The organism is Streptomyces sp. NPDC004647 (assembly GCF_040609575.1).
Classification (GTDB): Bacteria; Actinomycetota; Actinomycetes; order Streptomycetales; family Streptomycetaceae; genus Streptomyces.
Genome location: NZ_JBEXKU010000055.1, coordinates 41,308 through 52,061 on the forward strand (window position 1 = coordinate 41,308; position 10,754 = coordinate 52,061).

Here is a 10,754-nt window from a genome sequence, read left to right on the forward strand (position 1 = left end):
TCGGCTGAGGCTGTCTATCCTGGGCATGCTGTGTTTTCCGGGGCCGGGTATTCACACACCGGACCCCGCACAGTCGTCGCAATTTTCCCGTACTCCCGTCGTTTCTGTTTCGGAGCACCGTCTTGTACTTCACCGACCGCGGTATCGAGGAGCTGGAGAGCCGGCGCGGCGAGGAGGATGTCTCTCTCGCCTGGGTCGCCGAACGGCTCCGCGAGTTCGTCGATCTCAACCCGGACTTCGAGGTTCCGGTCGAGCGGCTGGCGACCTGGCTGGCGCGGCTCGACGACGAGGACGACGAGTAGCCGGACAGGCAGGCGAGCGGACGCACCCGCGGCTGAGCGGGCCGAGGGTTCAGGCCGATCCGTCCACTCGCGACGTCCCCGGCTGTCTTGACTTCCAGCATGCGCGATATATCGTGTCTATCGAGAGACGCGATATGTTGCGTACTGCGTCATCCGGAGGAGGTCAGAGATGTCAGCCCGGTCCGAGTGGTCTTCCCCCGGCTACCGCTGGGGAGACCCCCACGAGCCGCGGAAGCTCGACCTCGATGAGCCCGTCAGCGCCGTCCAGGTACGAACCGTCGGTGGCACGGTCAACATCGTCGGCACCGACGGCGCCGCCCCCGCACGGCTCGAGATCAGCGCAGTGCACGGGCCGCCGCTCACTGTCACCCACGAGCACGGCACCCTGACCGTCGCGTACGACGACCTCCCCTGGAACGGCTTCCTCAAGTGGCTCGACCGCAAGGGCTGGAACCGTAGCGCCGTCGTCTCCGTCACCGTCCCGGCCGGCACCCGCGTCGAGGTCGGCGTCGTCAGCGCCGCCGCCGTGGTCTCCGGGATCTCCGGGCATACGGATCTGCGCGGTGTCTCGGGGGACAGCACGCTCGTCCGGCTGACCGGGGCGGTCCGCGCCGACACCGTCTCCGGGCGGGTGGAGGCCCAGGCCGTCACCGGCGATCTGCGTTTCAACTCCGTCTCCGGCGATCTCACCGTCGTCGAGGGCTCCGGAAGCGCCGTGAAGGCCGAGTCCGTCAGCGGCGACATCGTCCTCGACCTCGCCCCCACCGCCAAGGGTGCGGACATCGCGCTGACGACCGTCTCGGGCGAGATCGCCATCCGGCTGCCGGACCCCGCCGACGCGAAGGTCGACGCCAACACCGCGGGCGGCGCCGTCTCCTGCGCCTTCGACGATCTGCGGGTCACCGGTCAGTGGGGGGCCAAGCGGATCACCGGCACCCTGGGCCCGGGCAACGGCCGGCTCAAGGCCACCACCGTCTCCGGCGCGATCGCCCTGCTGCGCGGGCCGTCCGCCGAGGAATCCCCGCACGACGCCCCGGGCATCCCCCGCGACCCCGAAGCGCCCGGCGCTCCCCCCGCGCCCGGCCCGCCCGACACCTCCGGTGGCCCCGATTCCTCCGGCGCCCCCGGATCCCCCGCCGGGCCCGTCGGCGAGAAGGTGCTCTGACGTGCCCCCCGTCTTCGCCCACGGCCGACTGCGCCTGTACCTCCTCAAGCTGCTGGAGGAGGCCCCGCGGCACGGCTACGAGGTCATCCGGCTCCTCGAGGAGCGCTTCCACGGTCTGTACGCGCCGTCCGCCGGCACCGTCTACCCGCGCCTCGCCAAGCTCGAGGCCGAGGGCCTGGTCACGCACGCCACCGAGGGCGGCCGCAAGGTCTACTCGATCACCGACGCCGGACGCGCCGAACTCGCCGACCGGCAGGGCGAACTGGCCGAACTGGAGCTGGAGATCGGTGAGTCCGTCTCCGAGCTGGCCGCCGAGATCCGTGAGGACGTACGCGGTTCGGCCGGCGATCTGCGGCGCGAGATGCGCGCGGCCGCCCGGGAGGCCCGTACGCCCGGGGGAGGCGAAGAGGGCCGGGAGACGCCCTGGGGCGACAGGGAGGCCTGGCGCCGGGCGAAGGAGGAGCTGCGCCGGGCCAAGGAGGAGTGGAAGGAGCAGGCCCGCCGGGCCAAGGACGAGAGCCGCCGCGCCAAGCAGGACGCGCAGCAGGCCCGTAAGCAGGCGAAGGACGCTCAGGACTTCGCCCGCGAGGAGGTCCAGCGGATCGCCCGCCAAGTGCAGGACCAGGTGCAGTCGCGTGCGAAGGCCGGCGACTGGCAGGGCGCGCTGCACGAGGGCATGACGGAACTCGCCCGGCAGATGAGCGGTTTGGGCAGGGGCACCGGTCGGACGACCGCCTGGCCCCCGTACGTCAAGCCCGATCCGGCCGGCGTCCGTCAGCCGGAGTGGGCCGAGGAACCGGCGGATCCGTCGGCCGACCCCGCACGCGACCTGGAACGGCTTCTGGACCGCTTCCGCGACGACATCCGTGACGCGGCCCGCGACCACGGTGTCAGCACGGATGAGCTGGGCGAGGCCCGCCGCCATCTCTCGACGGCGGCGGCCCATATCTCAGCGCTGCTGCGCGGCCCCAAGACCTGACAGGCGGACCGTCGTACTGCGCGGCGCGAGGCCTGCAGGGCCGCCGTCGGACTGCGCCGCGCAATGCCTGACGGGCCGACGGTCAAACGGTCGGCTGTCAGACGGTCGGCCGTCAGACGGTCAGGACGATCTTTCCGAAGAGCTCGCCACCGGCCATCTTCTCGAACCCCTCGCGGGCCCGGTCCAGCGGCAGCACGGAGTCGATGACGGGCCGCACCCCCGCCGTCGCGCAGAAGCTGAGCAGGTCCTCTAGCTCGTCCTTGCCGCCCATCGTCGATCCGACGACCTTCAACTCCAGGAAGAAGATCCGGTTGAGCTCGGCGGCTGCGGGGTTGGGCCCGCTCGTGGCGCCCGAGATGACCAGGGTGCCGCCGGGCTTCAGCGACTTGACCGAGTGCGACCAGGTGGCCGCGCCCACGGTCTCGATGACCGCGTCCACGCGCTGCGGCAGCCGCGCCCCCGGCTCGTACGCCTCGACCGCGCCCAGCTCGACGGCCCGCTTGCGTTTGGCCTCGTCGCGGCTGGTGGCGTACACGCGCAGCCCGGCCGCCTTGCCCAGGACGATCGCGGCGGTGGCGACCCCGCCGCCCGCTCCCTGGACGAGGACGCTGTCGCCGGGCCGTACGCCCGCGTTGGTGAAGAGCATCCGGTACGCGGTCAGCCAGGCCGTCGGCAGACAGGCCGCCTCCTCGAAGGACAGCTCCTTCGGCTTGGGCAGTACGTTCCAGGCCGGGACGGTGACCTGCTCGGCGAAGGTGCCCTGGTAGCGCTCGGTGAGGATGGAGCGCGGCTCGTCCGGGCCCACGCCGTGTCCCGTCTGACCGATGACGGAGTGGATGACGACCTCGTTGCCGTCCGCGTCGATCCCGGCGGCGTCGCAGCCGAGGATCATGGGCAGCGATTTCTCGCCGAGGCCCACGCCGCGCAGCGACCACAGGTCGTGGTGGTTGAGCGAAGCGGCCTTGACGTTGACGGTCGTCCAGCCGGGGCGGGCGTCCGGGGCGGGGCGGTCCCCCAACTCCAGACCACTGAGCGGCTGGTCACGGTCGATGCGGGCTGCGTATGCGGCGAACATGACCTTGACCCTAGGCCGGAGCGGGACGCGGCGGAACCACGGGCCGGTGTGACACGCGCCGCGTCCCCGCCGACCCGGTCCTTCCGGGCCCCTCTCAAGCCCGGCTGAGCCCGCAGCCCTCAGCCTCAGTCCCTCCGGTACTGCGCGGGCGAGTTCTTCGTCGCCGGGTCCTCGTAGCTGCCCGCCGTGCCGCGGTCCACATGGAAGGTGGTCAGGGTGCTGACGGGGGAAGCCGGGTCGCGGCGGTCCGCGATCACCCGCATGTGCGTGCTCCACCGCTCCGGGGTGACCTCGTACACGTCATAGCCGTAGCGGTTGCCCTCGAAGTACGTCAGGTGCGGATTCGCCCGGCCCATGACCGGGCCGTTGGCCTTGTTCCACTCGGCGGAGTACGCGCCCGAGGTGATGGAGTGGGCGGTGAACTCCGTGCCGACCACCGGCGAGGACGCCTCGTCGAAGTCCGGCCGGATGTCGTCCACGAACGCCGAGTGCCAGTCACCGGTGATCACCACCAGGTCCTCCAGGCCGCTGTCGTGAACATGCGTCAGCACCTCCTTGCGCTCGGCGAGGAAGCCGTCCCACTGATCGGTGAACATATAGCCGCCGCCCGGCTTGTCGCGCAGCTGGCTGAGCATGATCGAGTTGGCCCAGACGTGCCAGCTGTCGGCCGCCCCGTCGATGCCCTTCTTCAGCCACGCCTTCTGCTCGGCGCCGAGGATGGTGCCGTCGCTCAGATTCTGTGCCGAGCGGTACGAGCGCAGATCGAGGACGGTCAGCTCCAGCAGGTCGCCCCAGCGGCGCACCCGGTGGATCTCGGGGTCGGGCAGTGCCGAGCCGCCGCTGTCGCGGTGCGGCATGTTCTCGTACCAGGCCTGGTACGCGGCCGCGCGGCGCTGCATGAAGGGCGCGCCGCCGCCCGTACCGCTGTAGTCGTTGGCCACCTCGTGGTCGTCCCAGGTCAGGAACCAGGGGTGGGCGGCGTGGGCCTCGCGCAGCGACGCGTCGCCCTTGTAGAGGGCGTGCCGGCGCCGGTAGTCGGCGAGCGTGAAGATCTCCGGGCCGTCGTGGTCGCGGACGTGGTCCCCGCCCACGGGCCCGTGCTCGTAGATGTAGTCGCCGAGGTGGACGACGAAGTCGACGTTCTCCCGGGCGATCCCGCGGTGCGCGGCGAAGAAGCCGTCGTGGAAGGCCTGGCAGTTGGCGGCGGCGAAGCGCACCTTGGGCACACTGCCGAGCGGGGCGGTCCTGGTCCGCCCGATGCGGCTCCGCACGCCCAGCGCCTCGAACGCGTACCAGTAGTGCCGGCCCGGCCGCAGGCCGCCGACCGGCAGGTGCACGCTGTGCCCGAGCGTGGCCGACGCGGGCGCGGTGCCGCGGGCGACGACCCGTTTGAACGACCTGTCCTCGGCGACGGCCCAGTCGACCTCGACGATCTCGGGGAGCTGCTGCTCGGCGGCGAGCGGCTCCGGCGCCAGCCGGGTCCACAGCACGACACCGGTGGGCTGCGGGTCGCCGGAGGCAACGCCCAGGGTGAAGGGGGCGGGGTCGTAGTCGGCGCCCAGCGCCTCGGCGGCCTCGCGTGCCTGCGCGGGCGAGAGTCCGGCGCTCAGCGGCCAGAGGACATTGAGCGCACCCGCGGTGGCGGCGGCCTTCAGCAGATCACGGCGGTTGAGGTTCACGACGACCGGTCTCCAGTGGTGGTTTCGAGGGTGAGGGAGATCGCGTCGGCGTAGCCGTCGTTGGACATGCCGCTTCCGGAGCGGGTGAGGACCAGCAGCAGCCGGGCGGTTCGGGCGCCGGGCGGCACGGCGGCCGTGGCCTTCCGCTCGAACAGGCCGGTGGCGGACTTGCGCTCGGCGGCGGTCACCGGGCCGAGGACCGCCAGCGCGACCGGCGTCCCCTTGCCATCCCGGAATTCCACCGACAGCCGGGCGCCGTCCTCCTGCGTCGCATATCCGCCGAGCCAGGCGGTGGCGGTGAAGCGCACCCGCCCGGCGTCGACCGCCCGGCGGCCCGTACGGCCGGCCGCGGGCAGGGACACGTCCTGGACCAGGGCTGTGCGGGGCGAGTTGCCGCCGGAGAAGAACCGGCTGCCGCGCTGGGCGGGCCCGGGGTCCCCGGGCTCCGGGTATCCCCCACCGACGGAGTACCGGATCAGCGCGGGCGCCCCCTGCCGGACCGTCCACCCGACGACGGACTCCACCGGCTCGGCGGTACCTCCCGGCCCGCTCTCCGCGTCCCCATTCACCACGAGATCCACTGCCGTATGCCTCCCCGACTCGACCCGTCCGGCGTCGCGTCAGGAATCCCACCAGCCACACGTGAACCAGCGGAAGACACCGGCGGAACATTGGCCGGGACCTGCTGTCCGGCGGATCCTCAACGGCTGCCGGATCCTCACGGCTGCCGGACGGCCGGGCTCCGCCGCAGAGCCGTGGGGCGACAGGCGGCATCCGGGCCGTTCCAGGCCGGAGGTCGCGGGCGGGTGGACTGCCCGGGGCACCCGTGGACGGGCGCGCCGGCGGGGGCCCCGCGCGTGCCCGCCTGGACAGGCGGGCCCCACGCCCGGAATTCCGTACGCACAACGGGCCGTGGCTCATCCCGAAGAATGAGCCACGGCCCGTGAAAGAACCGACCGATCAGGCCGGTGACAGGACTACCGCCGGGCGACGCCCTCCGCCCGCGCGGCCGCGGCCACCGCCGCCGTCACCGCCGGGGCGACCCGCTCGTCGAACGGCGACGGAATCACCTTGTCCGCGCTCAGATCGTCGGCGACGACAGCCGCCAGCGCCTCCGCCGCGGCCAGCTTCATGCCCTCCGTGATCCGCGAGGCCCGCACCTGAAGCGCGCCTGCGAAGATCCCCGGGAAGGCGAGCACGTTGTTGATCTGGTTCGGGAAGTCGCTGCGTCCGGTCGCCACCACGGCCGCGTACTTGCTCGCGACGTCCGGGTGGATCTCCGGGTCCGGGTTGGCCATGGCGAAGATCAGGGAGTCCTTCGCCATCGTCGCCACCGCGGACTCCGGGACGGTGCCACCGGAGACGCCGATGAAGACGTCCGCACCGTCCATGGCGGCCTCCAGCGATCCGGAGAGGCCGGCCTTGTTGGTGAACCCGGCCAGATTCCGCTTCACATCCGTCAGGTCCTCGCGGTCCTGGCTGACGATGCCCTTGCGGTCGCAGACCGCGACATCGCCGATGCCGGCCTCGACGAGGATCTTGGCGATGGCGACCCCCGCCGCACCCGCGCCGGAGATCACCGCGCGAAGCTGGCCGAGCGCACGGCCCGTCAGCTGGGCGGAGTTACGGAGCGCGGCGAGGCTGACGACCGCCGTGCCGTGCTGGTCGTCGTGGAAGACCGGGATGTCCAGCCGCTCCTGGAGCTTCCGCTCGATCTCGAAGCAGCGCGGTGCGGAGATGTCCTCCAGGTTCACCCCTCCGAAGGAGGGCGCGAGCCGGACGACGGTCTCGACGAGTTCGTCCACGTCCCGGCAGTCCAGGGCGATCGGCACCGCGTCCACCCCACCGAACTGCTTGAAGAGGATCGCCTTGCCCTCCATCACCGGAAGTGACGCTTCCGGCCCGATGTCACCCAGCCCGAGCACGGCGCTGCCATCCGTCACCACGGCCACCACCTGGGACTTCCAGGTGAAGTCATGGACGAGCTCCGGCTTCTCGGCGATTGCGCTGCACACCTTGGCGACGCCCGGCGTGTAGGCGAGGGACAGGTCGTCCCTGTTCCGGACCGGCACGGTCGCCTGAATGGCCATCTTGCCGCCGCGGTGCAGCGCGAAGGCCGGATCGAAGGGCTCACCGTCGTCCGTTTCACCATCGCTGCGAGGATTCACGATCTCCGCTGCCACTGTTGACCCCTTTTTGTCTGAATTCCGTCGAGGGTAACCGCCCCAGGTTGAGGAGCGGGCGGGCACCGCGTCCGTGCCCCCGTCCGGCGGATGGCCGGCCGTGCGGCGGGAGCCGCGGGGGGAAATACGGACGCCGGGCGCGCCGCACACGCGCCCTGAGCCCCGGGTGAGGGGTGTAAGTGTCTTTTCTACCGGACGCGCGAGGGCATGAACGAGTGACTTCCATTGCAGCGACGTGCCACCACTTGGCATTTACGGTGAAAGTGGTCGAACCGCTACCGGATGTCCAAGTACGGAGACATGCCGTGCGTGATGCTGGTCTCGCTCCGGGTGTATGCCGCACAGTCCGTCGTATGGACCGGCTCGGCATACCGAGGGGATCGCCCGTTATCCGATTTTGACATGGCTGGCCCCCTGATCGGAGCCGTCCGGATGGCAAGATGCCCTAATCACACGAGGTCGTCACGCTAGAAAACGCGTGCTACGGCCTTCGGCTACTCCCTCACCCGCAGGAGGAACCAGCAATGACCGCAAGCACCACTCGTCGCTCGGCCGGCGCCAGGTCCCGGATGGCCGCCGCCGGCGCGATCGCGGTCGCAGGCGCCCTGCTGCTGAGCGCGTGCGGCGACCAGACGGAAGGCGCCAAGGAAGGCGAGACCGCCAAGGGTTCCGCCGCCCCGCTCTTCGACCAGCTGCCCAAGGACATCCAGGACGCCAAGGTCATCAAGGTCGGCTCGGACATCGCGTACCCGCCGGTCGAGTTCAAGAAGGACGGCAAGACCGTCGGCCTGGACCCGGACATCGCCGACGCGCTCGGCAAGGAGCTCGGCGTCAGGTTCGAGTTCAACAACGGCACCTTCGACACCCTGCTCACCGGTATGCGCTCGGGCAGGTACAACATCGCCATGTCCGCGATGACCGACACCAAGGACCGCCAGAACGGCATCGACCCCGAGACCGGCAAGAAGGTCTTCGAGGGCGTCGACTTCGTCGACTACTTCACCGCCGGCGTGTCGATCTACACCAAGAAGGGCGCCACCCAGGGCATCAAGGGCTGGGCGGACCTCTGCGGCAAGAAGGTCGTGGTCCAGCGCGGCACCGTCTCGCACGACCTGGCCAAGGCCCAGTCGGAGAAGTGCGCCAAGGACGGCGACAAGAAGATCTCCATCGAGGCCTTCGACACCGATGTGGAAGCCCAGACCCGGCTGCGCGCCGGTGGCGCGGCCGCCGGCGCCAGCGACTTCCCGGTGGCCGCGTACGCGGTGAAGACCTCCGGTGGCGGCAAGGACTTCGAGGTCGTGGGCGACCAGGTCGAGGCCGCCCCGTACGGCATCGCCGTCGGCAAGAAGGACACCCAGCTGCGCGACGCTCTGAAGGCCGCCATCGACGCGATCATCAAGAACGGCGAGTACGACAAGATCCTCACCGAGTGGGGCGTCGAGGACGGCAAGATCAAGGAAGCCAAGATCAACGGCGGTTCCTGAACCGTGGTTTTCGCTGATTCACACGGTTCACTGAAGCGCTGAAAGGCAACACCCGTGAATGTTCCCCTCGACAAGGCGGGGCCTGACGACGCCCCGCCACCGAGCTCGGAGCCCGAGGCCATCAAGGCCGTTCCGGTCCGGCACTACGGACGCTGGGTCTCCGGCATCGTGGTCCTGGCCCTGCTGGCCCTGATCGTCAACGCCTTCGCGAGCGCGGATGTGAATTACGGGGCCATCCCGGACTTCATGTTCAACGACACCGTGCTGACCGGTCTGGGCAAGACCGTGCTGATCTCGGTCCTGTCGATGATCGTCGGCGTGCTCCTCGGTATCGTGCTCGCCGTCATGCGGCTGTCGAAGAACCCGGTCACCTCTTCGGTGGCCTGGGGCTATGTGTGGTTCTTCCGCGGCACCCCCGTCTTCGTCCAGCTCCTGCTCTGGTTCAACCTCGCGCTGATCTTCCCGTACCTCAATCTCGGCTTCTACAAAGACGAGATGAGCGACTTCATGACGCCGTTCATGGCCGCCTTCCTCGGGCTCGCCCTGAACGAGGCCGCCTATATGTCGGAGATCGTGCGGGCCGGCATCCAGTCGGTGGACGAGGGCCAGACGGAGGCTTCGCACGCGCTGGGCATGACCCACGCGAAGACCCTGCGCCGGATCGTTCTCCCGCAGGCGATGCGGGTGATTGTGCCGCCGACCGGAAACGAGTTCATCAATCTGCTCAAGACCTCGTCTCTCTGCTCGGCCGTGCAGTACTCCGAATTGCTGCGAAGCACCTCGGACATCGGCCAGACGACAGGCGCCACGGTCGAGATGCTTTTCCTCGCCGCTTTCTGGTACTTGATCACGACCAGCGTCTTCAGCATTGGCCAGTACTATGTGGAGCGGTACTACGCCCGTGGCTCGGTCCGTAGCCTGCCGCTCACTCCGTTGCAGCGCATCAAGGTCAATCTGGCCGCGTTCAGCAACCGTCCCTCCGGAGGTGGCGCATGAGCGCGATGGTGAAGGCCGAGGGCGTTCACAAGTCCTTCGGCCCGGCTCACATCCTCAAGGGGATCGACCTCGAGGTCGCCCCGCGTGAGGTGTTCTGCCTGATCGGCCCGTCCGGATCCGGCAAGTCCACCTTCCTGCGGTGCATCAACCACCTCGAGAAGATCAACGCCGGCCGGCTGTACGTCGACGGCGACCTGGTCGGCTACCGGCAGCACGGCGACAAGCTCTACGAGCTCAAGGACAGTGAAGTCGCCCTGAAGCGCCGCGATATCGGCATGGTGTTCCAGCGCTTCAATCTCTTCCCCCACATGACCGCGATCGAGAATGTCATCGAGGCCCCGGTCCAGGCCAAGGGAGAGACCAAGGCGGTCGCGCGGGAGCGCGCGACACGGCTGCTGGACCGGGTGGGGCTCTCCGACAAGGCGAGCAGCTACCCCTCCCAGCTCTCCGGCGGCCAGCAGCAGCGGGTGGCCATCGCCCGCGCGCTGGCCATGGAACCCAAGCTCATGCTCTTCGACGAGCCCACCTCGGCTCTCGACCCGGAGCTGGTCGGTGACGTCCTCGACGTCATGCGCGGGCTGGCCGAGGACGGCATGACGATGATCGTGGTCACCCACGAGATGGGCTTCGCCCGGGAGGCCGGTGACGCGCTGGTCTTCATGGACGACGGCGTCGTGGTCGAGTCCGGCCACCCGCGCGACGTCCTGACCGACCCGCAGCACGAGCGGACCAAGTCCTTCCTCTCCAAGGTGCTGTAACGAAGGTGCTGTAGCGGCGGAAGATCGCACTGGAGAAAGAGAGGCGGTACGGGGCCGGGACCGGCGCCCGGCACCCGCTAAAGTGAAAACCCAACCCCAAAAACCAAAACCCCCCCCCCAAAAACACAAACAC

10 protein-coding genes are annotated in these 10,754 nt (G+C 69.8%); 6 read left to right on the top strand and 4 right to left on the bottom strand.

The window, feature by feature from the left end; all coding sequences use genetic code 11:
• Positions 1 to 122 precede the first annotated feature (122 nt).
• The 3 genes from ABZW18_RS23335 to ABZW18_RS23345 all read left to right on the top strand — a co-directional run bounded on the left by ABZW18_RS23335 (position 123) and on the right by ABZW18_RS23345 (position 2,446).
• A complete protein-coding gene (locus tag ABZW18_RS23335) occupies positions 123 to 302 on the top strand; it encodes a DUF6104 family protein (protein WP_356190447.1) in 180 nt (59 codons plus the stop codon).
• A gap of 169 nt (positions 303 to 471) precedes the next feature.
• A complete protein-coding gene (locus ABZW18_RS23340; protein ID WP_356190450.1) occupies positions 472 to 1,467 on the top strand; it encodes a DUF4097 family beta strand repeat-containing protein in 996 nt (331 codons plus the stop codon).
• A 1-nt stretch (position 1,468) separates the two neighbouring features.
• Complete coding sequence (locus ABZW18_RS23345) at positions 1,469 to 2,446, top strand: helix-turn-helix transcriptional regulator (RefSeq protein WP_356190452.1); 978 nt, start codon at positions 1,469 to 1,471, stop codon at positions 2,444 to 2,446.
• A gap of 112 nt (positions 2,447 to 2,558) precedes the next feature.
• Here ABZW18_RS23345 and ABZW18_RS23350 read toward each other — a convergent pair whose 3' ends face one another.
• The 4 genes from ABZW18_RS23350 to ABZW18_RS23365 all read right to left on the bottom strand — a co-directional run bounded on the left by ABZW18_RS23350 (position 2,559) and on the right by ABZW18_RS23365 (position 7,383).
• A complete protein-coding gene (locus ABZW18_RS23350) occupies positions 2,559 to 3,521 on the bottom strand; it encodes a zinc-binding dehydrogenase (RefSeq protein ID WP_356190454.1) in 963 nt (320 codons plus the stop codon).
• A gap of 125 nt (positions 3,522 to 3,646) precedes the next feature.
• Positions 3,647 to 5,200 (bottom strand): alkaline phosphatase D family protein, encoded by a 1,554-nt coding sequence (locus tag ABZW18_RS23355; protein ID WP_356190456.1) that lies wholly within the window; start codon positions 5,198 to 5,200, stop codon positions 3,647 to 3,649.
• Positions 5,197 to 5,781 (bottom strand): phosphoesterase, encoded by a 585-nt coding sequence (locus ABZW18_RS23360; protein ID WP_356190458.1) that lies wholly within the window; start codon positions 5,779 to 5,781, stop codon positions 5,197 to 5,199. The genes ABZW18_RS23355 and ABZW18_RS23360 overlap by 4 nt, the downstream gene beginning before the upstream one ends.
• Positions 5,782 to 6,177: 396 nt before the next feature.
• On the bottom strand, positions 6,178 to 7,383 hold the full coding sequence (locus tag ABZW18_RS23365; RefSeq protein ID WP_356190461.1) for an NADP-dependent malic enzyme: 1,206 nt from the start codon (positions 7,381 to 7,383) through the stop codon (positions 6,178 to 6,180).
• Between the two features lie 524 nt (positions 7,384 to 7,907).
• Between ABZW18_RS23365 and ABZW18_RS23370 the strand changes: the two genes are divergently transcribed.
• Genes ABZW18_RS23370 through ABZW18_RS23380 form a run of 3 tightly spaced genes read left to right on the top strand, consistent with a single transcriptional unit; the run spans position 7,908 to position 10,621 of the window.
• Entirely contained in the window at positions 7,908 to 8,867 is a 960-nt protein-coding gene (locus ABZW18_RS23370) for an ABC transporter substrate-binding protein (protein WP_356190463.1), read from the top strand.
• Between the two features lie 54 nt (positions 8,868 to 8,921).
• Positions 8,922 to 9,863, top strand: a complete 942-nt coding sequence (locus tag ABZW18_RS23375) for an amino acid ABC transporter permease (RefSeq protein ID WP_356190466.1) — start codon at positions 8,922 to 8,924, stop codon at positions 9,861 to 9,863.
• Complete coding sequence (locus ABZW18_RS23380; protein ID WP_356190468.1) at positions 9,860 to 10,621, top strand: amino acid ABC transporter ATP-binding protein; 762 nt, start codon at positions 9,860 to 9,862, stop codon at positions 10,619 to 10,621. The genes ABZW18_RS23375 and ABZW18_RS23380 overlap by 4 nt, the downstream gene beginning before the upstream one ends.
• Positions 10,622 to 10,754: the final 133 nt, after the last annotated feature.